This window comes from Nocardia sp. BMG51109 (genome assembly GCF_000526215.1).
Classification (GTDB): Bacteria; Actinomycetota; Actinomycetes; order Mycobacteriales; family Mycobacteriaceae; genus Nocardia.
The window spans coordinates 3402636-3428793 of record NZ_JAFQ01000004.1; the positions used below are offsets into that span (position 1 = coordinate 3402636).

Genomic DNA, 26158 nt, shown 5'->3' on the forward strand with positions numbered 1-26158 from the left:
CGTGCTGGTCTGCTGGCAGATTACGTCATCCGACTACTTCGACGCAGGTACCACGGGAACAGTTCCACCCCAGGAACGAGAAATCCGCCGCAGGACCGAATCCCGGCCCGCACAGACCTTATCGTTCCCTCATGCGCACGCACATCGTGGACCATCCGCTCACCGCCGCCCTGTTGACGACCATGCGCGACGAGCGCACGGGAAATCCGGGCTTCCGCGCCGCGCTGCGCGACCTGACCGGGTTCCTGATCTACGAGGCGCTGCGCGAGGCCCCGCTGACCGGATTCGCGGTCGCCACCCCGGTCGAGCCGACGGAGGGCGTGCGGCTGGCCCGGCCGCCGCTGCTGGTTCCGGTGCTGCGGGCCGGGCTGGGCATGGTGGACGCCGCCAGCGCGCTGATTCCCGAATCGCGGGTGGGTTTCGTCGGGGTCGCCCGGGACGAGCGGACCCACCGCCCGGTGCCGTACATGGAGTCGCTGCCCGAGGATCTGTCCGAACATCCGGTGTTCGTACTGGATCCCATGCTGGCGACCGGCGGCTCGATGTGCCACACCCTGGAACTGCTGGCCGCCCGCAATGCCACCGACATCACCGCCGTCTGCGTGGTCGCCGCGCCCGAAGGCATTGCCGCGCTGGAGGGTTCCGGGCAGCCGGTGCGGCTGGTGACCGCGGCCGTCGACCGCGGGCTCAACGAGAACGCGTTCATCGTGCCCGGCCTCGGCGACGCGGGCGACCGGCAGTTCGGACCCCGCTGAGCGCCGGCCGTAGCGGCGCGGACCGTCAGAGCTTCTCGCAGTATTCGCGCAGCTCCGACAGCCGCTGTGCGGCGGCCCGTTTCGCGTCGGCGAGCGCGGCCGCCGACGAAACCGGCTGCACGACTTCGAGATAGCACTTGAGCTTGGGTTCGGTACCGGAGGGCCGGATCACGATCCGCTGCGACTCGCCCTCGAAGATCAGCGCGTCGGTGCGCAGCCCGCCCCGGGCCTGCGCCAGATCGGTGCAGGTGACCGGGGTGCCCGCGATCATCTCGGGCGGGGTGTCGCGCAGGCGCGCCACGACGTCGGCGGCCGCGTCCTGGCCGGCCAGGCGCACCGAGACCTGATCGCCGGCGTGCAGGCCGAAGCGCAGCGCGTAGTCGTCCAGGATGTCGAGCGGATGCTGCCCGGCGGCGCGCAGCCGCGCCATCAGGTCGGCGGCCGCCACCGCCGCCGAGACACCGTCCTTGTCGCGTACGGACGCCGGATCCACGCAGTGCCCGATGGCCTCCTCGTACGCGTAGACCAGGCCCTCGCCCGCTCGCGCCAGCCATTTGAAGCCGGTGAGCGTCTCGGCGTACCGGGCGCCGCGCGCCGGGGCCAGCTCGCGCAGCAGCCGCGAGGACACGACCGTCGTGGCGACCAGGGCGTCCGGTGGCGCGGTCCGCAGCACGTAATCGGCGAGCAGGACGCCGGTGTGGTCGCCGCGCAGCATCCGCCACCCGTCCGGACCGGGCACGCCGATCGCGCACCGGTCGGCATCCGGATCCAGCGCGACGGCGATATCCGCGCCGACCCGCTCGGCCAGTTCCAGCAGCAGATCGGCGGCGCCCGGCTCCTCCGGATTCGGGAACGGCACGGTCGGGAAGTCCGGGTCGGGCGCGAACTGCTCGACCACCACGTGCACATCGGTGAATCCCGCCGCGTGCAGCGCCGTCACGGCGGGCTCGCCGCCGACGCCGTGCATCGGGGTCAATGCGATGCGCAGGTCGCCGCGCCGGGCGGTGCCCCGGTCGGCGGTGCGGGCGGTCGAGACGGGGAGTCCCGCGCCGGTGTCCGGACCGCCGAGCACATGCGGCAGCGAGGCGACGCGGGCCAGGTAGCGCCGGACGATCTCCTCGCCCATATCGGTGACCGTGGCACCGACCGACAGCGTCAGCGCCGTGGGACCGGGTGCGGTCGGCCCCGGATCGGCGCGCGGAATCGGCTCGCGCACCGCCTCGATGCAGCGTTCGATCTCGGCGTCCGACGGCGGGACCAGCTGGCGGCCGCCCTCCAGGTACACCTTGTACCCGTTGTCTCCGGCGGGATTGTGCGAGGCCGTGATCTGTACGCCCGCAACGGCTCCCACCTCACGCACCGCGAACGCGAGGACGGGCGTGGGGAGCGGGCGGGGCAGCGACAGCACCGAGAATCCGGCGGCCGCGAGGACCTCGGCCGTGACCGTGGCGAATTCGGCAGAGCCGTGCCGGGCGTCGCGGCCGACCACTACCAGCCCGCCGCCCAGGCACCGGTCCCGCAGCCAGCCGGCCAGTCCGGCCGTCGCGCGCGCGACCGTCTCCACGTTCATACCGTCGGGTCCGTCCCGCAGCGGCCCCCGCAGGCCCGCCGTCCCGAATCGGAGCATCAGCGGCTTCCCTTCCGGCGTCGTCGGATCGGTGCGTTCTACAGTCGCTCCAGGACACCCCGCAGCAACTTGCCCAACCGCGGTGCCGCGGCGTTCCCCTCGGCCAGCACCTCGGCGTGCGACAGATGTTCGCCCGTGACCCCGGCGGCCAGGTTGGTGACCAGGGAGATACCGAGCACCCGGACACCGGCGGCGCGGCAGGCGATGGCCTCCAGCACCGTCGACATACCGACCAGATCGGCGCCCATCGTGCCGAGCATCCGGATCTCCGCGGGGGTTTCGTACTGCGGTCCGGTGAGGCCGGCGTACACGCCCTCGGTCAGGCTCGGATCGATGTCGCGGGCCAGCGCCCGCAGTTCCGGATCCCAGGCATCGACCAGGTCGACGAACGTGGCGCCGGACAGCGGGCTGCGACCGGTGAGATTGATGTGGTCGCCGATCAGCACCGGCTCGCCGACGCGCAGGCCGGGCCGGATGCCGCCGGCGGCGTTCGTCAGCACCACCGTCTCGGTGCCGGCCGCGACGGCCGCGTGCACGCCGTGCACCACCTGGTCCGGCTGGTAGCCCTCGTACAGATGCTGGCGGCCCATCAGCAGCAGTACCGGCGAGCCGTTCACGGGCACCGAATGCACGGTGCTGCCGTGCCCCCGGGCGGTGGGCGCGCCGAAGCCGGGGAGTTCCTCCATCGGCACGGAGGCCGACGGGTTCCCGATCTCCGCGGCCGCCTCCTGCCAGCCCGATCCCAGCACGACGGCGACCCGGTGGCGAGCGACTCCGGTCCGTTCGGCAATCGCCTCGGCGGCCTGTTCGGCAAGCATGCGGGCCACGATAGTGGGGCCGGTCGCGGCGGCCGGTCGCGGGCACGGTGTAGTCCCGGCCGCGGGCGCTGTGTAGTTGTCATGACGGGCACCGTGTCGGGTACCGCGTAGTCGGGTGATGGGTACTGCGTAGCCCTGGTGACGGGCACTGCGTAGGCCCGGCGACGGGACGGTACAGCCCCGGTGGCGGGCAGGGTGTAGTCCCGGTGACTTGCGCGCGTAGTCCCGGTGAGGTTCGGCGACGCCGGACGGTGCGGCAGGGCAGGATGAGGCCGTGCGTGAACTCGTCGTGCTGGGGACGGCCAGCCAGGTGCCTACCCGCCAGCGCAACCACAACGGCTACTTCCTGCGGTGGGACGGAGCGGGGCTGCTGTTCGATCCGGGGGAGGGCACCCAGCGGCAGATGCTGTACGCGGGTGTCTCGGCGGCGAGCATCACGTGCATCGGCATCACGCATTTCCACGGCGATCACTGCCTGGGCCTGCCGGGCGTGCTGGCCAGGCTGAACCTGGACCGGGTCGCCCATCCGGTCGACGTCTGCTTTCCGGCGGCCGACAGCGACTACTTCGAGCGGCTGAGCCAGGTCGTGCCGCGGTACCGGGATCCGGGCCTGCGGTCGCATCCGATCCCCGACGACGGCCCGGTGCCGTTGCCGGACGCGCCTTTTCGGCTGGAGGCGGTGGCGCTGTCGCATCGGGTGGCGACGTTCGGGTACCGCCTGGCCGAACCCGACGGCCGGCGCATGCTGCCGGAAAAACTTGCTGCCCACGGAATTTCGGGCCCCGACATCGGGCGGTTGCAACGCGCGGGCGAGCTGCGTCTGCCCGGCGGGCGCGTGCTCACCCTCGACGAGGTGTCGACGGTGCGGCGCGGCCAGCGGTTCGCGTTCGTGATGGACACCCGGATGTGTTCGGGCGTCGAGGAATTGGCGCAGGATGCCGACATGCTCGTGATCGAGTCCACGTTCCTGGACGCCGACGCCGTGCTGGCACACGACTTCGGTCACCTGACCGCCGCCGAGGCCGCGCGGGTCGCCGAGGCGGCCGGGGTGCGCACGCTGGTCCTCACGCATTTCTCCCAGCGCTACCCCGATCTGGACGGCCATCGCGCCGAGGCGAGCAAGTACTTCCACGGTGACCTGGTGGTGGCCGAGGACCTCATGCGGGTACCGGTCCCTACCCGTCGGTAACTTGTGTCCTACCGCGGTTAAGCTGAGCGTATGCCGTACTTGCAGCGCGATGGGGACGTCTTCGTCCTCTACCTCGGCAACGAGGGCCGGACCGACAGTGAGAACCGCTTCCACCCCGACTGGATCGAGGAGTTCCACGGTCTGCTGGATCAGGTCGAGGCCGCCGGGGCGTCCGGCGAGCCGGCGGCGCTGGTCACCGTGTCCACCGGCAAGTTCTACAGCAACGGACTGGACACCGACTGGCTGTTCGGCAACTACGACCGGATGCACTGGTATCTGGATCGCGTGCATTCGATGTTCAGCCGTTTGCTGACCTTCCCGATGGCCACCGTGGCCGCGGTGAACGGGCACGCCTTCGGCGCCGGCGCGATGCTGTCCACCTCGCACGACTTCCGGGTGATGCGCGCCGACCGTGGCTACTGGTGCCTGCCCGAGGTCCATCTGGGCATGCCGTTCACGGTCGCGATGAACGCGCTCGTCACCGAGCGGCTCACCAACCAGGTCGCGCTCGAGGCCATGACCACCGGCCGCCGTTACGGCGCCGACGACGCGATCGCCGCCGGTATCGTCGACGAGAAGGCCGACGGGGACAAGGTGACGGCCGCCGCGGTCACCCGGGCCGCCGCGCTGGCCGGCAACCGCAAGCCGAACCTGCCGGTGATCAAGCGCGCCCTGCACGCCCGCGCGCTGGCCGGTCTGGCCACCCCGACCACGCCGGAGAATCTGGCATTCGCCGCCGGATAACCCGGGCGGCGGGACAGCGGACACAGTGCGAGACTGTGTGCCATGCCACGCAGCGTCGCCTCACCGACACCCGGCCGCGACTCGAACCGAACGGTCGGATCGGAATATAGCGGTCCGGCCGCGGCGCCCGGCGACACCCCGGCTCCCCCGGATCCCGCGCTGGTGACGGCCGCCGACACCGCCGTCGCCGCCGCGGCCGACGAGCTGATCGCGCTGTCGCACGATATCCACGCCGAGCCCGAACTGGCCTTCGAGGAGGTCCGCAGCGTCGCGAAAACCCTTGCGCCGCTACGGCGGCGCGGCTTCGAGATCGAATGCCCGGTGGCCGGTCTGGACACCGCGTTCACGGCCACCTACGGCAGCGGCGAGCTGATGGTGGGGATCTGCGCGGAGTACGACGCGTTACCCGAGATCGGTCACGCCTGCGGGCACAACATCATCGCCGCGGCGGCGGTCGGTGCGGGACTGGGCCTGGCCGAGGTGGCCGATGCGTGCGGCATCACGGTGCGGGTGTTCGGGACGCCGGCCGAGGAGAGCGGCGGCGGCAAGGTACTGATGCTGGAGCGCGGCGTATTCGACGGCGCGGCGATGGCGATGATGGTGCATCCCGGTCCGTACGACATCGTCGGCGCGCGCTCGCTGGCCCTCGCCGATCTGTCGATCGTGTTCCACGGGCGCGAGGCACATGCCAGCGCGGCGCCCGAACAGGGCCGCAACGCGGGCGATGCGGTGACGGTCGCGCAGGTTGCCCTCGGATTGCTGCGACAGCACCTGAACCCTGGACAACAACTTCACGGTATAGTCAAGACGGGTGGCGCTGCCCCCAACATAGTGCCCGGACATGCGGAACTGCTGTATTACCTACGGGCAGTCGACTCCGCATCCCTCGACGATCTGGTGCGACGTGCATCGGCCTGCTTCGAGGCGGGGGCACTGGCGACCGGATGTACCCACGAGGTCCGGACGCTGGCGCCCACGTATGCCGAGCTGACTCCCGATCCCGCACTACTGTGTGCCTATCGCGAGCAGATCGTCGGCATGGGCCGCGTGCCGCTCGCACCGGATCTCGAGGCGGCGCGGCCACTGGGCAGCACCGACATGGGAAACCTCACCCATGTCATCCCGGGCATCCATCCGGTTATCGGGATCGATGCCGGCGGCGCCGTCACGCATCAGCCGGAATTCGCGGCGGCGTGCGTCACGCCGTCGGCCGACGTCGCGATAACGGACGGGGCGACGGCGCTGGCGCGCACCGCGATCGGGGTCGCGGGCGATCAATCGCACAGGAACAGGCTGTTGGAGCGCAGCAGTCGGCGACAGGAGGACATTCGGTGATCGAGCTCGAGAGCGAAACCTGGACGCGGCGCGCAGTGTGCACTGCGGCACCGGGCGCCGGCGAGGTGACGCCGTGAGCACGACCGACGGATCGGAGACCACACCGCAAGCGGCCCGGCAGGAGACCGCGGGAACCCCGGGCGCCGCGGCGCCGAACGGCACCGCCGCGGCGGCCAACGGCTGTGTCACCGCACCGAACGGCACTGCTCCGGCACCGAACGGCACTGCTCCGGCACCGAACGGCAGCGCTCCTGCGCCGAACGGCAGCGCTCCTGCGCCGAACGGCGCCGCCCGGGCGTCCACCGCGGCGGCCGCGCGCCGGGCGGTGGACGCGTGGTTGCGCGAGCACACCGAGGACCTGACCGGGTGGCGGCGGCACATCCATGCCAATCCCGAGCTGTCCCGCACCGAATTCGCCACCACCGAGTTCATCGAATCCTGGCTGGTCAAGGCCGGTCTCGAACCGCGCAAGCTATCCGCCGGCGCCGGTCTGATCTGCGATATCGGCCCCGCGGGCCCGCGCATCGGCCTGCGCGCCGACATGGACGCCCTGCCGTTGCAGGAATACACGGGTCTTCCGTTCGCCTCTACCGTCCCGGGCGTGTCGCATGCCTGCGGGCACGACGCGCATACCGCCATCCTGCTGGGCACCGCGCTGGCGCTGGCCGAGGCGCCGGAGCTGCCGGTCGGCGTGCGACTGGTGTTCCAGCACGCCGAGGAGGTCATGCCCGGCGGCGCCATCGATATGGTCGCGTCGGGTGCGGCGGAAGGCGTGTCGCGGATGTTCGCGCTGCACTGCGATCCGCGGCTGGAGGTGGGCCGGGTCGGTGTCCGGGTCGGCGCCATCACGTCGGCCGCCGACACCGTGGAGCTGGTGCTGGACTCGCCCGGCGGGCACACCTCCCGGCCGCATCTGACCAGCGATCTGGTCTACGCGATCGGCACCGTGATCACCGGCCTGCCCGGGATCCTGAGCCGCCGCATCGATCCGCGCACCAGCACCGTGATGGTGTGGGGCGCGGTGTCGGCGGGCAAGGCGCCCAACGCCATTCCGCAGACCGGCATGCTCACCGGCACCGTCCGCACCGGCGATCACGCCACCTGGTCGCTGCTGGAGCCGATGGTCCGCGAGATCGTCGACGGCCTGCTGGCCCCGACCGGTGTGCGGTATCAGCTCAACTACAAGCGCGGCGTGCCCCCGGTGGTGAACGACGAGTACGCCACCCGGATGTTCGAGGACGCCATCCGCGCGCTCGGACCCGAGGCGCTGGCCGACACCCCGCAGTCCGGCGGCGGCGAGGACTTCTCCTGGTACCTCGAGGAGGTCCCCGGCGCGATGGCCCGCCTCGGTGTCTGGCGCGGCGAGGGCCCCCAGCTGGACCTGCACCAGCCGACCTTCGACCTGGACGAACGCGCCCTGGACGTCGGCGTGCGCACCCTGACGAACCTCGCCCTGCAGGCACGCTGATACGCCGCACGTCCTCCCGTTACGGCGTATCGCGCGGGCCGTCGAGACCGATCTTGTTGCCCTGGTACGAGCGGGGTCTGCACGACGAAGTGGGGGTGACCGGCAGAGACTCGCGGTGTTGCCAGGATCATGGGCTCGCGATCCTCGCGGCGTCAGAGTTCGAAGGTGCCCGGGCCGACGTTCTTGCTCCCCGTTACGGCGTATCGCGAGCCCTCGAGACCGACCTTGTTGCCCCGGTACTAGCGGGGTCTGCACGGCGAAGTGGGGGTGACCGGCAGAGACTCGCGGTGTTGCGAGGACCGTGGGCTCGCGGTCCTCGCGGCGTCAGAGTTCGAAGGTGCCCGGGCCGACGTTCTTGCTGTTGCGGGTGCGAAGGGCGTGGACGTAATCGGCTGGGGCGCCGGCCTTTTCCGCGGCGTCGGCGATCACGCCGATGTATCGGGCGGACGGCAGCCCGCCCTCGTAGGCGTCGAGGACATACAGCCAGGCCAGGACGGGCTCGGCGCCGGCGCCCGGGCCGGAGGTGACGCGGAGGCGGATCTTCTTGTGGATGCCGAAGTCCGAACCCTCCCAGCGGTCCAGGCTCAGCTCGTCCTCGGCGGAGACGTCGTAGAGCACGACGAAGACCCGCGAGCCGGGCTCCTCGACCACCGTCGCGAGCGGACCCTCCCAGCCGATGTCGTCGCCGGCGAAGGTCAGCCGCCAGCCCTCCAGCCACCCGGTTCCGTACACCGGGGAGTGCGGGCAGCGCTTGAGCATCTGCTCGGGATCCATGTTGGACCCGTAGGCGGCGTATATCGGCACCTGGAAAGGGTAGCTTGTGTTCGGTCGGCGCGGTTTCGCCCCGGTGGGTTTGTGTCATCTACTCACCGGTAGTGCGGTCGTACCTGTGCGGAGCAGGGCGGATAACGTTGGGTTATCCGGAGATCCCGGTTGGACGGTTCGACAGCGGAGGTACACACATGACCCGCATTGCCATCATCGGAGGCGGCCCCGCCGGTTACGAGGCGGCGCTGGTGGCGGCCCAGCACGGCGCGACGGTGACGGTGATCGATAGCGACGGCATCGGTGGTGCGTGCGTGCTGTGGGACTGTGTGCCGTCGAAGACCTTCATCGCCTCCACCGGCGTGCGCACCGACCTGCGCCGCGCCCGCGACTTGGGCATCACGCTGCATCCGGCGCAGGCGCAGGTGCGGTTGTCGGAGGTCAACTCCCGGGTCAAGACGCTGGCGCAGGCGCAGTCCTCCGATATCCGGTCCAAGTTGCAGGCGGCCGGGGTGAGCATCCTCAACGGCCGCGGCCGGCTCATCGATCAGATCCCCGGCCTGGCCACCCACCTGGTGCGGGCCACATTGTCCGACGGCACGGAGCGGGTGCTCGAGGCCGACGTGGTGCTGATCGCGACCGGCGCGAGCCCGCGGGTGCTGCCCGGCGCCGAACCCGACGGCGAGCGCGTCCTGAACTGGCGCCAGCTCTACGACCTCCAACAACTGCCGGAGACCCTGGTCGTGATCGGATCCGGTGTCACCGGTGCGGAATTCGTCTCGGCGTACACGGAGATGGGCGTCAAGGTGAAGGTGCTGTCCAGCCGCGACCGCATCATGCCCAGCGAGGACGCCGACGCCGCGCTGGTCCTGGAGGACGCGCTGGGGGAACGCGGTGTGGAGCTGTTCAAGCAGGCCCGCGCCGACGCGGTGGAGCGCACCGCCGACGGCATCGTGGTGAAGCTGTCCGACGGCCGCACGGTGACCGGTTCGCATGCGCTGATGACGGTCGGCTCCACCCCGAACACCCAGGACCTGGGCCTGGAGCGGATCGGCATCGAACTCGGCAAGGGCGGCTATCTGCGGGTGGACCGGGTGTCGCGGACCTCGGTGCCGGGCATCTACGCCGCCGGCGACTGCACCGGCCTGCTGCCGCTGGCCTCGGTCGCCGCCATGCAGGGCCGCATCGCGATGTACCACGCGCTGGGCGAGGGCGTGCAGCCGATCCGGCTGAAGACGGTGGCCTCGGCGGTGTTCACCCGCCCGGAGATCGCGACGGTGGGCGTCAGCCAGACCGCGATCGACAACGGCGATACGCCCGCGCGCACGGTCATGCTGCCGCTGAACACCAATCCGCGCGCGAAGATGTCGGGCCTGCGCCGCGGCTTCGTGAAGATCTTCTGCCGGCCCGCCACCGGCGTGGTGATCGGCGGCGTCGTGGTGGCCCCGATCGCCTCCGAGCTGATCCTGCCGATCGCGATGGCGGTGCAGAACAACCTGACGGTCAACGATCTGGCCCAGACCTTCTCGGTGTACCCGTCGCTGTCGGGCTCGATCACCGAGGCCGCGCGGCAGCTGATGCGCCACGACGATCTGGGCTGAGCGGCGACGGCCGGCGGGGCCTGTCCGGACCGGGCGGCCGTGGCGGCGATCACCCTGCTGAGCAGGTCCGGACGGCGCCTGTGCGCACCCCTCATACCTGTTGCCTGAAACTTGTTCGTATGGTTCACTTCCCGCAGAGATGTGACTGGTGGGCGTGTGATTGATTTCGTGTACGGGGGGATCGATCTTCCCGGGCCGAATTCCGCGTGCGGCCCCCGGGCTGTCATCTGATGAGGGACAACTGAATCGGCCGAGCATGATGAGGCGCGGCCGGACTCGGGAAGGGATTGCCAGACAGTGACACATCGTAAGCCGAGTCGGGCACCGCGGGCGATGGCCACCTCCCTGCCATTGGCGACGGCGGCCGCGGTGGCGACAATCCTCGCGGCGGCGCCGGCGGGTGCCCAGCCGGCGGTTCCGACCACCCCCGCGCAGCCGGGCACCAACGAGGTCCAGGCGCCGGAAGCGCAGCCGGGTGCCCCCACGCCGCAGCAGCAGGCGCCGCAGCAGCAGCCGTCGCCGAACCAGCCGGGTGTCACCACGCCGCAGCCGGGCGTCACCACCCCGTCCGACCCGAATGCCCCCCAGCCGGAGCAGCGGGCGCCGGGCCAGCAGGCGTCGCCCAGCCAGCCGGGCATCACCTCGCCGCGGGTGGCGCCGCTGCCGGTGCCGGGGCAGGAGAACAAGAACGCGCCCCAGCCGGCCGTGGTGCCCGAGCAGCCCGCGCCGGACAACGGCGAGGCCGACCAGCTGAAGCCCGAACAGCCGCAACCGGATCAGTCGCAGGTGACGCCGCGCCCGGTCCGTCCGATGCAGCCCGAGCAGGGCGGCCAGGGCAACATGGACACCCTGACCGACAACGCCCCGTCGCAGGAGAAGGTCGAGCCGCAGTGGAGCGCGCCGCGGCTGCAGAACGCCCCGGCCGCCCCGGTCGTCCCGATGCAGGGCCCGCACAGCGAGGTCGGTGCCAATATCGACGGCGGTGGCCTGGTGCCGGGCTACGTGGCCAACACCCACCACTTCAACAATGCCGACGGCTACGTCGGCACCGTGGGCTATTCGACCCCGACCGGCACGGGCGACGCCGGAGCGTCGGTCGAGTACATCGAGGCCAACAAGATCAAGATCACCACCTACACCCACACCACGGGTATCGATGACCTGAAGTCGGCCACCGGCTTCAACGACATCACCAACGAGACCTACGTCGACACCACCCAGGCCAACGCGGCCAAGGCGGCCGTCGAGGGCTGGATCAAGATGCAGCCGGGCGGCGAAGCGGCGCTCGATGCCGCCGCTCAGGTTGGTAAGCTGCCGGAGGGCGAGTGGACTCCGCAGACGGCGAGTGTTGCCGGTGTTACCACGCAGTGGAGTGGGTCGGTCCAGAACTGACACAGGCAGAATCGACATGTGGGGCGGTCGTTCGCGGCCGCCCTCTCATGTGTGTCATGGGGAAGGGACTGTAGGTGATGGCCTCCGAAGACGATGCCAGGCGGGACGAATCGGAACGGCCGGGTCGGCGCGACCGGGGCGAGTCCGAGTTCGGCCCACCCCTGAGTGAATTCGGTCCGCCACTCAACGACTTCGGCCCGCCGGCCGGTGATTCGTCCGGGGTCGGCTGGGCCCCGGCGGATGTGCCCGAGCGGCCGAATCTGGGCTGGCAGCCCGCCGATGCCCCGACCGCGCCTCCGGTACCCCCGCCGCCCCCGCAGTATCGGGCGCCGGATTCGAGCACCGCGCCCGAGGCGCCGCGTTCCCCGGCACCGGAGACCCGCCGGATGTTGCCGCCGGAGTCGGGCGGTGCGGCCGGTCCCGAGGTCTCCCGTCCGGCGCAGCCGGGCCCGGAAATGTCGCGGCCCACGCATCAGGGCCCCGAGATGTCCCGGCCTACCAGGCCGGGTCCCGAGGTCTCCCGGCCCGCCCAGCCCGGCCCCGAGATGTCGCGGCCCACGCATCAGGGCCCGCCCACTCCGCCGCCGATGCGCCCGCCGCAGCGTCCCGTCGATCCGTCCGGCGATCGCGGATCGGATCGGCACCGGCAGGTGCCCACTCCGCCCCGCGAGTCCTCGGGCTCGCTGTGGGACGACGACGATCTGGCGAAGAAGATGGTCGCGGCGCGGCCGGCGCCGCAGCGCGAGTCCTCCTCGCTGTGGGACGACGACGATCTGGCCAAGAAGCTCGCGCCGTCCCGCCCGGAACCGGAAGCGGAGCCGGACAAGCCGGGCCGCAACCTGGGTGTGCTGTTCGGCGGCCTGGCAGCCGCGTTCGTGGTGATCGTCGCGATCGCGGCGGTGATCGTGTTCGCCACCCGCAACAACGACGGCACTCCGACGGAGACCGCGGGCCCGCCGCCGTCCGAGACCGGCTCGATCCCGTGCCCCAGCCGAACCGACGGCAGGGTCACGATCGGCAACGGCCCCGGCGGTACGGAGACCGGTGCGTCGGCGATTCTCGGCTTCCAGCACGCGTTCTACGTCGATCGCAGCGCCGCCAAGGCGCTCACCTTCGTGGTGCCCAATACGGTGGGCCTCGCGCAGGAGGCCATCGACGGCCAGGTGCCGTCGGGGACCACGTACTGCCTGCGCATCGAAGAGGTCGTGCCGAACGTGTTTTACGTGGACGTCAACGAATACCGGCCCGACGGCGGTGCGCCGCAGTACCTGCAGCAGGTGACGGTCGAGAACCGTGACAACAAGTTCCTGATCACCGGAATCGCCAATCGGAGCGCCTGAGCGGCGGACTCCCGACGGGACGAATCCGGGAAGCCGGGTGTGATTTCCCGAACTCGGTCGGACAGTCGGTGCCTTCCTGGCCTCGGGATGTGTACCCGCGACCTCGTAGCGTCTCAGAATATGAGATATTGGTTTCATATCCTGGAGAGCGATATGCGAGAGTAGCGATATCGCGCACCGCTCTCGGAGGTCTCCATGTCGTCGATCATGCCGCCCCTGGCCCATCGTCTGGACGGCCTGCGGAGCTCCGCGATTCGCGACCTGCTGAAGCTGACGGCCCGCGGTGACATCATCAGCCTCGCCGGCGGTCTGCCCGACGAACAGCTCATGCCGCGCGATCGGATCGCGCGGGCGGCCGAGGCCGCGCTCGCGGACCGCTCGCGGTTGCAGTACACCGAGTCGGCCGGATGGGGGCCGCTGCGCGCCGTGCTGGCGGCGCGGGAATCGGCGCGGCTGGATCGCTCGGTGCCCGTCGAGGAGGTGTTCGTCACGCACGGATCGCAGCAGGCGTTGTCGCTGCTGGCCGAGGTGCTGGTCGACCCGGGCGCCCTGGTCGTGGTGGAGGATCCGGCGTATGTCGGTGCGCTGCAGGTGTTCCGGGCCGCCGGGGCGCGGGTCGTCGGCGTTCCGCTGGACGCCGAGGGCATGCGGATCGATGCCCTGGTCGAACTGATCGACCGCGGTGAGCGGCCCGCGCTCGTGCATACGGTGAGCAGCTTCCACAATCCGCGCGGCGTCACCATGAGCGCGGACCGCCGGCGTGCGCTGGCGGAACTGGCCGAGCGGCACGGGTTCTGGGTCGTCGAGGACGATCCGTACGGCGACCTGTGGTTCGACGGCTCGGCGCCGGCTCCGGTTGCGTCCTACTCGCCCACGGTGATTCGCCTGTCCAGTGCGTCGAAGATCCTGGCGCCCAGCCTGCGGGTCGGCTGGATGGTCGCCCCGGACGCGGTGTGCCGAGGCGTGGAGTTGCTCAAACAGGGTGCCGATCTCTGCGGTTCGGCACTGACCCAGCAGATCGCCGCCGACCTGCTCGCCGATGCCGGCTGGCTGACGGCGCATGTGGACAAGGTCCGCCGGATCTACGGCGAACGGGCGGCCGCGTTGGTCGGTGCCCTGCGCGACCGGCTCGGCCACCGGCTGGTGAGCACCGATGCCGCCGGCGGCATGTTCGTCTGGGCCGACTTCACCGACGGCACCGACACGGCGGATCTGTTGCCGCGCGCCATCGACCACGGCGTCGCCTACGTCCCGGGCTCGGCCTTCGCCGTCACCCGGCCCTACCGCCACTCCCTGCGCATGTGCTTCACCACCGCCGACACCGCGACGCTGTGCGAGGCCGTCGGCCGGTTGGCGTCGGTCGTCGGCGAATAGGGCGCTGCCGCAACAATCTTCGTCCGGACCGGGCTATTTCGGCTCCAGCGGTCATGGGCCTTCCTGGTACCGTCGTAGGCGAACGACGGGGGAGTACTCATGATTGCGAAGTGTCTTGTCGGTGTGCTGGCTGCGGGTGCGGCCTTCATGGCTCCGGCTGTCGCCGTGGCGGATCCGCAGCCGGGGGTGATCCGTGTCCGACGCCCTGTCCGACTCCGCAGCCTCCGCCCGGGGAGAAGCAGCCGGGTGTGATCGACCCGCCTCCTCCGGCCCCGTAGCCGGGACGGTCGCGTGGCGGTGCCCTCGAACGGGTGCCGCCACGCAGTCCTCCTCCTCCGGTTCCGGCCGACACCGCGGGAAGGTCACATCGCCCGGAGGGTTGCGTGTGGGTTACTGTGGGCGTTGGTTACTCGTGGGTAGTCCGGGACGTGCGTCACGAGCGCGGTCCCGGCCGGGATTTCCCTGGCCTGTACCCGAGCGGCCGGACGAGAGCTTCACCAACAGCGGGCAGATCCACAACCCGGAACGACGGTGTTCGGAGGAGTCGGTGATGACGGAGAAGACGCAACCGCACGAGCAATCCGCCGGTGAGCTGGGGCCCGCGCAGCGCGCGGACTCCTGGGAGCGGCTCGGCAAGGACCACTTCGACATGGTGGTGATCGGCGGCGGCGTGGTCGGCGCGGGCATCGCGCTGGACGCGGCCACCCGGGGCCTGGAGGTCGCGCTGGTGGAGGCCCGCGATCTGGCGTCGGGGACCTCGAGCCGGTCGTCGAAGATGTTCCACGGCGGGCTGCGCTACCTCGAGCAGCTGGAGTTCGGGCTGGTGCGCGAGGCGTTGCACGAGCGCGAGCTGAGCCTGAAAACCCTTGCGCCGCATCTGGTGAAGCCGCTGCGTTTCCTCTATCCGCTCACCCACCGGATCTGGGAGCGGCCGTACGTCGCCTCCGGCCTGGTCCTGTACGACACCATGGGCGGCGCGAAATCCGTTCCCGGACAACATCATGTGACTCGGTCGGGTGCGCTGCGACTGGCCCCCGGCGTGCGGCGCAGCGCGCTGATCGGCGGCGTCACCTATTACGACACCGTCGTCGATGACGCCCGCCACACCATGACCGTGGCCCGCACCGCCGCCCACTACGGCGCGGTGGTGCGCACCTCCACCCAGGTGGTCGGTTTTCTGCGGGAGGCCGACCGGGTGGTCGGGGTGAAGGTGCGCGACAGCGAGGACGGCCGCACCACCGAGGTGCGCGGACATGTCGTCGTCAACGCCACCGGCGTGTGGACCGACGAGATCCAGGCGCTGTCGCACCTGCGCGGCCGCTTCCACGTCCGCGCCTCCAAGGGCGTGCACATCGTCGTCCCGCGCGACCGCATCGCCAGCGACACCGCGCTGATCCTGCGCACCCCGACCTCGGTGCTGTTCGTCATCCCGTGGGGGAGTAACCACTGGGTCATCGGAACCACCGACAGCGACTGGAACCTCGATCTCGCCCACCCGGCGGCGACCGAGGCCGATATCGAGTACCTGCTGGCCCGGGTGAACGAGGTGCTGGTCACGCCGCTGACACACGACGACATCCAGGGCGTGTACGCGGGCCTGCGGCCGCTGCTGGCGGGGGAGAGCGACGAGACGTCGAAGCTGTCGCGCGAGCACGCGGTCGCGCGCATCGCCCCCGGGCTGGTAGCCATCGCGGGCGGCAAGTACACCACCTACCGGGTGATGGCCTACGACGCGGTAGACGCCGCGGCACAAGATATTCCGCAGCGCGTCTCGCCCACCGTGACCGACAAGGTGCCGCTGCTGGGCGCCGACGGCTACTTCGCGCTGCTGAATCAGACCCAGCACCTGGCCGAAACCTACAATGTGCATCCCTATCGGGTCGAACATCTGCTCAATCGCTACGGTTCGCTGATCACCAGGGTCCTCGACCTCGCCTCGGGCGCACCGGAACTGCTGCAACCGATCACGGCGGCGCCCACGTACCTGAGGGTCGAGGCGGTGTACGCGGCCGCCGCGGAGGGCGCGCTGCACCTGGACGATGTCCTGGCCCGCCGCACCCGCATCTCCATCGAGTATTCGCACCGCGGGGTCGACTGCGCCGACGAGGTGGCGCGCCTGATGGCGCCGGTGCTGGGCTGGAAGGAATCCGAGATCACCCGGGAGGTCGACACCTACAACGCGCGGGTCGACGCGGAGATCCGCTCGCAGACCCAGCCCGACGATGCCGCGGCCGACGCGCTGCGGGCGGCGGCGCCGGAACCGCGCCCCGAGATCCTGGAGCCGGTACCGTCCGAAGGGTGAGCGCGGATTCGGTTGCGGGCCAAGGTGTTCGGATCGCCGCTGGATATCCGTCCTAGTGCCGACCGGCCGGTGGTTCGTGCCGACCAGCGGTCGGAGTGGCTTTCCTGTTCCGGCCGGTCGATCCGGCCCGACGGGGTACGAGTCGCACGCGCGGCCGACCGGCAAGGCGTCGTCGATGGTGCCGGTCGACACCTTGGCTACAACGACTTTCCCGCCACCGCAACGGATCAGCGCTACCGACTGTGGACTCGTTCGAGTACCAGCCTGTCGGTCTCGCGGTATAGAAGCGTCCTCCTGGTGGCTGGTCGGTGCCGGCCCGGTGCCCGGGCCTGCGGGCACCGTGCCGAGGTGGGCGCGACGGGCGCACGATATCGGTGGCGCGACATGGTCACCGGGGTCGGCGGGGATTGCATCGGTGCCGACCGTCGAGTCCGATCAGCCCATGGTTTCGAGATGTGCGGCCCAGGCGACGAGCGACCGGAGATATCGCAGCACCAGGTCGTCCGGATAGGCGGCCGGGTCGTCGAGGTGGAGCCGGGCCAGCTCCTCTATGGCGGACAACAGGATTCGCGACGTCGGGCCGTCCGGATCGACCGGCATACCGGCGACGCGGGACAGGTGGCGGGCGCTCACCCGGCGGGCGTACGCGCGGCCGAGTTCGATGTGCTCGCGCAGTCCGGGTGGCGCGCCGTCGGGCGGATGCAGGATGATGCGCCAACTCACCGGTGCCGCATGGAGATACGCGAGGATGCCGCGACCGACGGCATCGACGTCGTCCTCGGGCACCGGCCGGTCGACGCTGTCCACACCGGCCAGTGCGATGGCCCGCTCGCGTTCCAGCAGCGCCGTCACCAGACCTGGCAGATCCGTGAACTGCTGGTACAGCACGGCCCGGGTGACGCCGGCGGCGCGCGCGACCCGGTCGATGCTCACGGCGGTGAAGCCCTCGGCGGCCACGATATCCCGGGTCACGTCCAGCAGTTGAGCACGCCGGCCGGCGGCCGACATGCGGCGTTTGACGGTGGGGCGCTCGGCGGTCACGGCTCCGACGGTAGCTCGAGCAGCAGGTCCACGGCTCGCGCGGCGCTCTGCACGGCACTTTCCATCGTGGCCGACCAGTCGGTGGCGGTCCAGTCGCCGGCCGGCACCAGCGTCGGAACCGACGTCCGCTGCGGCTGCCGCAGTCCGTGCGTGCCGAGCACCTGGGAGAAGGTCGCCTTGGGCATCTTGACCACCTGTGCCGCAACCACCGATCCCCGCTGCACCGGTTCGGCGGCGATGCTCAGTGCCATCCAGTCCCACAGCGCCTCCCGCGCCGCGGCCGGCATGCCGACCCGCTGGAACCACTGTTCGGTGGTGAGATCGGCCAGATCCTCCGGCCGGCGCAGGCATTGCCAGCCGAGTCGCAGTGTGGCGCGCGCGGATCGGAGCCGGTCGATCGGGCTCATGTCCGGGTGGACGCCGAGCAGGGTCCGGACCGCGCGGATGCCGGTGGTCCGCACGTCCGCCTTGCGGCCGTCCGGCCAGCGCAGCGTCCCGCCCCTGGGAAATGCGACGAACTGTCTGGTGCCGATGCTGTCGAGGTAGCGGAACAGGTGCATATAGCCGCTGGCGATCACATGCCGGCCGTTGTCGGGAACGTCGTCCACCGATTCGACCCGCATCGCCCGGGTGCGCCCGCCGAGCCGGGTGCGCCGTTCCAGCACGGTGACCTGCTTACCGGCCTCCGCCACCAGACGACCGCGGCGAGTCCGGCCAGACCACCTCCGATGACCACATACCGACGCGGATCGTCGCCCATCGCGGAAGCGAGTTGTGCCGCGAGGTCAAACGATTCGGCGAGATCGAGGGGTCCCGACCCCGGGCGTGCGACGTGCCGTTCTCGGGACGGCGTCGGCGTGGTCGTCGGCGCCGGTTGGTCAGGCCCGGCGAGTAGACCGTGGACGAGTAAGCGTCACGGTGGCGAGGTGGCGGCCGGGGGCGCCTGGCCGCTGGGCCGGGTGACGCTGCTCTGCGGATGTTGTTGCAGCAGGACGCAGGAGAACAGGGCCGTCACGGCGATCGCGATGGCCGCGACGAGCAGTTGGGTAGCGATGCCGACGAATCGCCGCCGGTCCATCGTCGCCGTCATCCGCACGCTCCTGCATTGTGATTCCGATCGTCGCTGAGGGTGTCGGACGCAGTGGTTGAAATGTTAGCAACTGAATGGCAAATAGAGCTGCCACCTGCGGATACCTCAGGCCGGAGAGGTGCCGCCGCGGCCGGGTTCCGGCTGGCAGCGCGGGCAGAAATAGATGCCCCGCTCGGACCGCGCCGCCGTGTCGTCGCCCAGCAGCCGGACCACCAGCCCGGTACCGCACCGCCGGCACGGTTGCCGATTCCGCCCGTAGGCCAGCGGCCGCCAGGGCCGGCCGTGCGCTGCCTCGTCGAGGACTCGGTGGGCCTCCGCGACCAGTTCCGGAAGGTCGGCGATCTCGGCGACCGGCGTGGCCGGGTGAACGCGGCACAGGAAGCAGACCTCGCTGCGATAGATATTGCCTATCCCCGCCAGATTGCGCTGGTCCAGGAGCGCCAGGCCGATGGGTCGATCGGGGTGCGCCGCCAGCCGCCGGGTCGCTTCCGCCGCATCCCAGTCCGGGCCGAGCAGGTCCGGGCCGAGATGGTCGATCGCGGTGTGCTCGTCGGCGCGGCGCAGCACCTCCACCTGGCCGAGGGCGAACCCGACCGCCTCGGCGTCCTCGGCGGACAGCACGAGGCGCGCGGTGAATCCCGGCTTGGTCCAACGCTGCCCGGGCCGGAAGACCCGCCACTCGCCCTCCATCTTCAGGTGGGTGTGAATGGACACGCTCGGGGTCCGGACGAACAGATGTTTCCCGTAGCTGCCGACACTGTCGACCCGCTGCCCGCGCAGATCCAGCGTGGCGTACCGGGGAACGCGAAAATTACTGCGCGTCAGCGTCTTCCCGGCCAGCGCGTCGCGCAGCCGTTCGGCCGTACGATAGACGACATCACCCTCCGGCACGGCCACCCTCCGGATTCGTGCGACGGGTCGCGTTGTCGTGGTGCACGGCTTGGTCCGCCGGGCCGGTTATGTGCTCGGCGGCGAGGTTCGTGCGGTGCCGGAATTCGCTGCGCGTCAGTGGTTTTCCGGCCGGTGTGTCGCGGAGTCGTTCGGTGGTGTGGTAGGCGACATTACCCTCCGGCATGGCCGCTCACCGGATTCGTGTGATGGGTCGCGTTGTCGTGGTGCACGGCCAGCTCCGCGGGGCCGGTTATGTGCTCGGCGGCGAGGTTCGTGCGGTGCCGGAAGTTACTGCGCGTCAGTGGTTTTCCGGCCGGTGTGTCGCGTAGTCGTTCGGTGGTGTGGTAGACGACATCACCTTCCGGCATGGCCGCTCACCGAACTCGTGCGACGGTTGGCGTTGTCGTGGTGCACGGCTCGCTCCGTGGGGCCGGTGATGTGCTCGGCGGCACGTTCGGGTGGTGCCGCGCGATGAGACTCGGCCTGTGCTCGGCTGCGGGACCGACGGTGTTCTCGGCGGCGCCGTGCGGGCTGTCTACCGTGGACTGGTTCACGGCTTGCTCCGTAGGCGGAATCCCCGGGGTGTGGCGGCGAATCCCGCCTCGGTGAGGAAGGTGGCGAAGGTGTTGCCGTGCACGGAGTCTCCGTCGACGCGGTCGATCACGAGCGAGTCGACGCGGCGGTGGTGGACCAGGTCGGCGAGGGCGGTAGCGGCCCGGGCGCGGACCTGGGGATCCTCGGTGAAGGTGAGCAATGTCTTGCCGCCTCGCTCCAGGTACAGGGCGAGATCGCCGTCGGCGAGGACGACGAGGGCGCCCGCCTTGCGGCCCGGTCGATGACCGCCGCCCTCGGGGCCCTTGGGCCACGGCAGCGTCGCGCCGTACGGGTTGGCGGGATCGCAGGCGGCCAGCGCCAGCGCGCCGCCGGAGGTCCGCTCGGTGCGGTCGGTGTCGAACGTGCGGAGCCGGTCGACCACGTCGGTCGTGGAGAACTGCGCGCCGCCGAGCGAATCCACGAAATAGCCGCGGCGGCAGCGGCCGCGGTCCTCGAATTCGGTGAGCACCCGGTACATCAGCGCGAATCCGCCGGGTACGCCCTCGCCCTGCACCGCCCCGCGAGTGAGCACCCCGTACCGTTCCAGCAGCAGGTCGGCCGTGGCGTGTGCGCGAATCGTATTGTCCGATACCCGTTCCGGAAGCAGCGACCAGCGTCCGGCCACGGTCGGCGGCCCGGTCCGCGACGGCATGTTCGCCCGCGGCAGATACATTCGGCCGCGCGGTGTCCGCCGCGGCGTGCGGTGCGCGGTGCTGCTGCGTGTGGTCCCCGACAACAATGCCCGCACCGGTGCGAATGTATCGCCGGTGACGTGGCCGGCCCACACCAATTCCCAGAGTGCCGCCGCCACCGCGGCATCGTCGAGCAGACCGGTGGCATCCGACAGCTGCCGGAAGAAGTACGCCCCACCCGTCCCCGGCAGCACGTGAACGCGACCGGCGGCGTCGCCGGAGGTTGTTGTCGCGTCCGTATCCCGGCGGTCGGCGTCTCGGCGGTGCGATGCGTGCCTGCCGGGTGCCGGTGACGTATCGCCGCTATCGCCGGAGGGCGTTGTCGTGTCCGGCTTTCCTGAGCGGCCGGGATCGGGGCGGTCCCGACCGGTAGCCCCGGCGCCGGTTTCGGTCGGTCGGCGGTTGCCGGTGGGAGGCGCGGGTGTTTCGGTCGTGCCGCCGGGTCGGTCCGCACGGCCGATGTCGGGGCGGTCCCGCTGCGGTACCGAATCATGCTGCGCTGCAACATTTTCCCCGCTGGAGTCGGTGCGCTGATCCGGCGAATTCGCCGGCCCGGCCGCCTGCCGGAACCGGCCCGGTTCGGTGGCCTGGCTCTGCGAGGCAGTCGATTCCGGAATCACCGTTGCCCCCAGCGCCAGCAGCAGCTGGATCTGGGTTTCGGTGAAGTCGATGTCGTCGGGTGGGGGCAGGGTGAGGGCGGCCTGGTCGGCCGGATGCAGGGCGACCCAGCCGTCCTTGGCGGTGATCGGGCCGTGCCCGGACCAGACCACCTCGCCCGTCGCCATCAGTTCGTCGAGCATGGCGGGGGAGTAGTCGCGCACCCGCGACGGCAGGATCAGCGACTCCCAGGCGGATGCCGGAATCGGCACGCCCGCAAGCTGTTCCACCACCGCCGCCACACCGTCGACGCCGCGCAGGTCGCCGGTGCCGACATGCTGCCACGGCGGCAGGAACCGCGCGAACGCGGCCGTCGCGACCGGCTCCACCTCCTTGCGCGCCGCGGCGAGGGAGCGCCGTCGCAGCCGCCGCAGCACCTGGCTGTCGCACCATTCGGCGCCGGCCGCCCCGGGCGTGAATTCGCCCTCCACGACGCGTTTCTCGTGCGCGAGCCGATGCAGCGCGGTCGCGGCGACCGCCGTGCCGATCCCGAACCGGTGGGCCACCGCGTCCAGGCCGAACGGCCCGTGCGTGCGCGCGTACCGGCCGACCAGGTCGCCGAGCGGGTCGGCGACCGGCTCGACGAAGGCGGCCGGCGTGCCGATCGGCAGCGGCACGCCCAGCGCATCGCGCAGCCGCGAAGCATCCTCCACCGCCGTCCACCAGGTCTCGCCGGCGAACGAAACCTCCAGGGCGCGACGGGCACTCGACAGCTCCTCGAACCACGGCCGCGGGTCGCCGTCGCAGCGCCGGGCGGCCTCGGCCGCGGTGAGCGGGCCCAGCAGCCGCAGCAGGTCGGCCAGGCCCTCGGCGTCGCGGGCGAGGCGTTCGGGTGTCAGCCGCTGCAATTCGCGCTCGGTCTGCTCGAGCACGTCGGCGTCCAGCAGTTCGCGCAGTTCCACCCGCCCGAGCAGCTCGCCGAGCAGCGAGGAATCCAGCGACAGCGCGGCCGCCCGGCGTTCGGCCAGCGGGCTGTCGCCCTCGTAGATGAACTGCCCGATGTAGTCGAACAGCAACGCGTTCGCGAACGGCGACGGCGCCGCCGTCTCCACCTCCACCAGCCGCAGCTTGCGCCGGGCCACGCTGCTCAGCAGGTCCCGCAGCGCCGCCAGGTCGTAGACGTCCTGCAGGCATTCGCGCACGGTCTCCAGCAGGATCGGGAAATCCGGGAACTTGCGCGCCACGTCCAGCAGTTGCGCGGCCCGCTGCCGCTGCTGCCACAGCGGGGCACGGCGGCCCGGATCGCGGCGCGGCAGCAGCAGCGCCCGTGCGGCGCATTCCCGGAACCGGGAGGCGAACAGGGCGGAGCTGCCGACCTGCTCGGTGACGAGCTCATCGATCTCGTCGGGTTCGAAGACGAACAGCTCGGCCCCGGGCGGATCGTCGGTGGTATCCGGGAGGCGAACCACGATCCCGTCGTCGGAGGCCGTCGGCGCGGCATCCACCCCGAACCGCTCGCGCAGCCGCGACCCCACCGCGAGCGCCCACGGCGCGTGCACCGGTAACCCGTACGGCGAGTGCAGAATCAGCCGCCAATCGCCCAGCTCGTCGCGAAAGCGCTCCACCAGCAGCGTGCGGTCGGTCGGCAGATGCCCGGTGGCCTGTCGCTGGTCGGCCAGCAGCGACACCAGGTTCGCGGTGGCGAAATCGTCCAGCCCTGCCGCGTGCACGACCTGCTCGAGCTCCGCGAGGTCGGAACCGGCGGACTTCGCGCCCGGCGCACGCCGTTGCCCACGCGTCGCCGGCCGGGCCGCAGCGGCTGCCCGAGCCGACGCTCCCGGCGCCGAGCCGTTCGACTGTTCCGCCGCCCGGGGCTCATCCCTTCGCCGCCGGCCACCCGGGGGATGTCCCTGCGCATCGTCCCGTTCTCGGCCGGGTGCGGATCCGGCCGAAATATGCTCTCCCGCACCGTATTTGTTCGGTTCTTCGAAGTCCGGGGCGGTGCCGGCCTCGGTATCGCGGATACTGCCTTTTCTCTGGTCGGACTCGACGTTTCGCCCGGCGTTCCCGCTGGTTCGCGGCCTCTGTGCCGATGCCGTCTCGGGGGTGTCTTGCTCGTCGCCGTGCTGGTCGCCGCGTGGGCGGTCCGATACGGCCTCGGTGGTGACGCCCTGCCCCGGATCGACGCCGGTTTCGCCCCGCTGTCCCGGCCCGGCGGCGGTCATGCCTTGTTCCACCGTGTGATTCGGGCCGAATGCGGTGTGCGGATCGGCGGCCGCGCGGATCAGCGTGTCCAGCTGGGCGGCGGGTGCCCGCTCCACCGCCCGGCCCGCGGTGCGCACGAATTCGCCCAGGGCGGCGCCCAATTCGGCGGGGCGGCCCAGGGAATCGCCGTGCCAGAACGGGAGTCGGCCCGGGAGCCCGAAGGCCGGTGTCACCAGGACTCGGTCGTGCGTGATCTCCTCGATGCGCCAACTGGTGGCGCCCAGGGCGAATACGTCGCCGACGCGCGACTCGTAGACCATCTCCTCGTCGAGTTCGCCTACGCGTGAGGCTTTTTCTCCGACCATGAACACCGGGAACAGGCCGCGGTCGGGGATCGCGCCACCGGAGGTGACCGCCAGCCGCTGCGCGCCGGGGCGCCCCGTCACCGTGCCCGCATCGCGGTCCCAGACCACTCGCGGGCGCAGCTCGGCGAACTCGTCGGAGGGATAGCGGCCGGACAGCAGGTCCAGCACCGACTCGTAGGCCGAGCGCGGCAGCGCCGCGTAACTGCCGGTGCCCCGGACGGTCTCGAACCAGGCGTCGGCGTCGAGGGGCTCCAGCGCGCAGGCCGCGACCGTCTGCTGGGCCAGCACGTCGAGCGGATGCGCAGGAATCTTCAACTCCTCGATCTGTCCCGCCGCCATCCGCGTCGACGCCACCGCGCAGTGGATCACGTCGGTGCGATGCTTCGGGAAGATCACCCCGCGAGAGATCTCCCCGACCTGATGCCCGGCCCGGCCGACCCGCTGCAACCCGCTGGCCACCGACGGTGGCGCCTCCACCTGCACGACCAGGTCCACCGCACCCATATCGATGCCGAGCTCCAGGCTGCTGGTGGCGACCACGCAGCGCAGCCGGCCGCTCTTGAGGTCGTCCTCGATCAGCGCGCGCTGCTCCTTGCTGACCGAGCCGTGGTGGGCGCGGGCGAGCAGCGCCGAGCCGCCGTGCGTCACATCGCTCGGCGTGCCCATCTCCGCGGGCACCTCGTGCTCGAGATCCACGGTCTCGCCGAGGCTTTCGGCATAGGACTCGTTGAGCCGGGCCGTCAGCCGCTCGGCGAGGCGCCGGGAGTTCGCGAATACGATCGAGGAGCGGTGCGCCAGAACGAGATCCACGATCGCGGCGTCGACATGGGGCCAGATCGACCCGGGGCGGTCGGACTCACCGGACTCGTCCGGCTCGGTCATGTCGGCCACCGGCACCCGGACCGAGAGGTCGAACGTCTTCGGCGCCGGCGGCGACACGATGGTGATCGGCGCCGGGCCGGCCAGGAAACGACCGACCTCCTTCGGCGGCCGCACCGTCGCCGACAGGCCGATCCGCTGCGCCGGGCGCTCGGTCAGCCGGTCCAGCCGGGCCAGCGACAACGACAGATGCGCGCCGCGCTTGGATCCGGCAATGGCGTGCACCTCGTCGACGATCACGGTGTGCACCTCGCTCAGCGTCTCCCGAGCGGCCGAGGTCAGCATGAGATACAGCGACTCCGGCGTGGTGATCAGGATGTCGGGCGGGGTGCGCTGGAGCGAGCGCCGGGCGGCGGCGCCGGTATCGCCGGAGCGGACGCCGACGGTGATCTCCGGCGGCGAGAGCCCGAGCCGCTTCGCCGTCTGGGTGACGCCGACCAGGGGCGACCGCAGATTGCGCTCCACGTCCACCGCCAGCGCCTTGAGCGGCGAGACATAGAGCACCGAGGTCTTGCGCGGACCGTCGGCGGGCTCGCGGGTGGCCAGCCTGTCGATCGCCCACAGGAACGCCGAGAGCGTCTTTCCCGAACCCGTCGGCGCGATGACCAGCGTGTGCTCCCCGGCCGAGATGGCCTTCCACGCACCCTGCTGCGCGGCCGTCGGCGCCGGGAACGCGCCGTCGAACCACTCCTGGGTGGGTCGGGAGAACTGGTCCATGGCCCCAGTGTGCACCGGGGCACCGACACCTGGACCGAGCGAGTTCCGCCTCGGTCCCGGGCGCTGCGCGCTGCGGCACAGTGGTGCCGCCCACGGCGTTCGCCCTCGCGGTGACGCTCGCGATCCGACGGCACAGGAGACGACCCGTTCGAAAGGCGGCCACAACCCGGCTGCCAGGCGCTGCAGGGTGCGAGCGCGGCGGCCGGCCGACTCGGCCGAACAGGATGCTCGGCGGCCCGCGAGCCGGTGGCGGACGTCCGCACCGGCGGTCGTGCGGATGGCCGGTGGGCCGCCACGGCTCTTGTCCCCGGCGCGGTGTTCGAGAAACCGTCACACGAACCACCCGGCGCCGATCGCTCGGTGTGATCCCGGTGTCG

19 protein-coding genes are annotated in these 26158 nt (G+C 71.1%); 10 read left to right on the forward strand and 9 right to left on the reverse strand.

Features of this window, described 5'->3' with window-relative positions:
• The first annotated feature begins 131 nt into the window (after nucleotides 1–131).
• Complete coding sequence (gene upp / locus D892_RS0116950; protein ID WP_024802385.1) at nucleotides 132–755, forward strand: uracil phosphoribosyltransferase; 624 nt, start codon at nucleotides 132–134, stop codon at nucleotides 753–755.
• Nucleotides 756–780: 25 nt separating this feature from the next.
• On the opposite strand, the gene D892_RS0116955 is transcribed toward upp, so the two are convergent.
• The gene (locus tag D892_RS0116955) at nucleotides 781–2382 is read right to left on the reverse strand and encodes a phospho-sugar mutase (RefSeq protein WP_024802386.1); all 1602 of its coding nucleotides are present in this window, start codon (nucleotides 2380–2382) and stop codon (nucleotides 781–783) included.
• 38 nt (nucleotides 2383–2420) lie between these two features.
• Nucleotides 2421–3200 (reverse strand): purine-nucleoside phosphorylase, encoded by a 780-nt coding sequence (locus tag D892_RS0116960; protein WP_024802387.1) that lies wholly within the window; start codon nucleotides 3198–3200, stop codon nucleotides 2421–2423.
• A gap of 274 nt (nucleotides 3201–3474) precedes the next feature.
• On the opposite strand from D892_RS0116960, the gene D892_RS0116965 reads away from it, so the two are divergent.
• The 4 genes from D892_RS0116965 (at nucleotide 3475) to D892_RS41330 (ending at nucleotide 7936) form a co-directional block, all read left to right on the forward strand.
• Nucleotides 3475–4389, forward strand: a complete 915-nt coding sequence (locus D892_RS0116965; RefSeq protein WP_024802388.1) for a ribonuclease Z — start codon at nucleotides 3475–3477, stop codon at nucleotides 4387–4389.
• Between the two features lie 30 nt (nucleotides 4390–4419).
• Complete coding sequence (locus D892_RS0116970) at nucleotides 4420–5133, forward strand: enoyl-CoA hydratase-related protein (protein ID WP_024802389.1); 714 nt, start codon at nucleotides 4420–4422, stop codon at nucleotides 5131–5133.
• A 42-nt stretch (nucleotides 5134–5175) separates the two neighbouring features.
• On the forward strand, nucleotides 5176–6468 hold the full coding sequence (locus D892_RS0116975; protein ID WP_198036911.1) for a M20 family metallopeptidase: 1293 nt from the start codon (nucleotides 5176–5178) through the stop codon (nucleotides 6466–6468).
• A gap of 325 nt (nucleotides 6469–6793) precedes the next feature.
• A complete protein-coding gene (locus D892_RS41330) occupies nucleotides 6794–7936 on the forward strand; it encodes a M20 family metallopeptidase (protein WP_036568987.1) in 1143 nt (380 codons plus the stop codon).
• 324 nt (nucleotides 7937–8260) lie between these two features.
• On the opposite strand, the gene D892_RS0116985 is transcribed toward D892_RS41330, so the two are convergent.
• Entirely contained in the window at nucleotides 8261–8740 is a 480-nt protein-coding gene (locus D892_RS0116985) for a gamma-glutamylcyclotransferase (protein ID WP_024802392.1), read from the reverse strand.
• A gap of 158 nt (nucleotides 8741–8898) precedes the next feature.
• Here D892_RS0116985 and D892_RS0116990 point away from each other — a divergent pair, with 158 nt between their 5' ends.
• The 5 genes from D892_RS0116990 to glpD all read left to right on the forward strand — a co-directional run bounded on the left by D892_RS0116990 (nucleotide 8899) and on the right by glpD (nucleotide 16710).
• A complete protein-coding gene (locus D892_RS0116990; protein WP_024802393.1) occupies nucleotides 8899–10302 on the forward strand; it encodes an NAD(P)H-quinone dehydrogenase in 1404 nt (467 codons plus the stop codon).
• Nucleotides 10303–10599: 297 nt separating this feature from the next.
• Nucleotides 10600–11694, forward strand: coding sequence for a hypothetical protein (locus D892_RS0116995; protein ID WP_232236100.1), 1095 nt, complete (start codon nucleotides 10600–10602; stop codon nucleotides 11692–11694).
• A 74-nt stretch (nucleotides 11695–11768) separates the two neighbouring features.
• Nucleotides 11769–13034 (forward strand): hypothetical protein, encoded by a 1266-nt coding sequence (locus tag D892_RS43740; protein ID WP_156959544.1) that lies wholly within the window; start codon nucleotides 11769–11771, stop codon nucleotides 13032–13034.
• A 195-nt stretch (nucleotides 13035–13229) separates the two neighbouring features.
• Nucleotides 13230–14408: a PLP-dependent aminotransferase family protein gene (locus D892_RS0117005; RefSeq protein WP_024802396.1), complete on the forward strand. Its 1179-nt coding sequence runs from the start codon at nucleotides 13230–13232 to the stop codon at nucleotides 14406–14408.
• Between the two features lie 550 nt (nucleotides 14409–14958).
• Nucleotides 14959–16710 (forward strand): glycerol-3-phosphate dehydrogenase, encoded by a 1752-nt coding sequence (glpD, locus tag D892_RS0117010; protein WP_024802397.1) that lies wholly within the window; start codon nucleotides 14959–14961, stop codon nucleotides 16708–16710.
• A gap of 435 nt (nucleotides 16711–17145) precedes the next feature.
• Here glpD and D892_RS0117015 read toward each other — a convergent pair whose 3' ends face one another.
• The 6 genes from D892_RS0117015 to D892_RS48575 all read right to left on the reverse strand — a co-directional run bounded on the left by D892_RS0117015 (nucleotide 17146) and on the right by D892_RS48575 (nucleotide 25781).
• Nucleotides 17146–17718: a TetR/AcrR family transcriptional regulator gene (locus D892_RS0117015; RefSeq protein WP_024802398.1), complete on the reverse strand. Its 573-nt coding sequence runs from the start codon at nucleotides 17716–17718 to the stop codon at nucleotides 17146–17148.
• A 29-nt stretch (nucleotides 17719–17747) separates the two neighbouring features.
• Nucleotides 17748–18443, reverse strand: coding sequence for an FAD-dependent oxidoreductase (locus D892_RS41340; RefSeq protein WP_051499088.1), 696 nt, complete (start codon nucleotides 18441–18443; stop codon nucleotides 17748–17750).
• Nucleotides 18444–18664: 221 nt separating this feature from the next.
• Nucleotides 18665–18841: a hypothetical protein gene (locus tag D892_RS46710; RefSeq protein ID WP_156959545.1), complete on the reverse strand. Its 177-nt coding sequence runs from the start codon at nucleotides 18839–18841 to the stop codon at nucleotides 18665–18667.
• Nucleotides 18842–18946: 105 nt separating this feature from the next.
• Nucleotides 18947–19732: a DNA-formamidopyrimidine glycosylase family protein gene (locus tag D892_RS0117030; RefSeq protein ID WP_024802399.1), complete on the reverse strand. Its 786-nt coding sequence runs from the start codon at nucleotides 19730–19732 to the stop codon at nucleotides 18947–18949.
• Nucleotides 19733–19902: 170 nt separating this feature from the next.
• Entirely contained in the window at nucleotides 19903–20100 is a 198-nt protein-coding gene (locus D892_RS0117040; RefSeq protein ID WP_024802401.1) for a hypothetical protein, read from the reverse strand.
• A gap of 182 nt (nucleotides 20101–20282) precedes the next feature.
• The gene (locus tag D892_RS48575; protein ID WP_232236101.1) at nucleotides 20283–25781 is read right to left on the reverse strand and encodes a DEAD/DEAH box helicase; all 5499 of its coding nucleotides are present in this window, start codon (nucleotides 25779–25781) and stop codon (nucleotides 20283–20285) included.
• Between the last annotated feature and the right edge of the window lie 377 nt (nucleotides 25782–26158).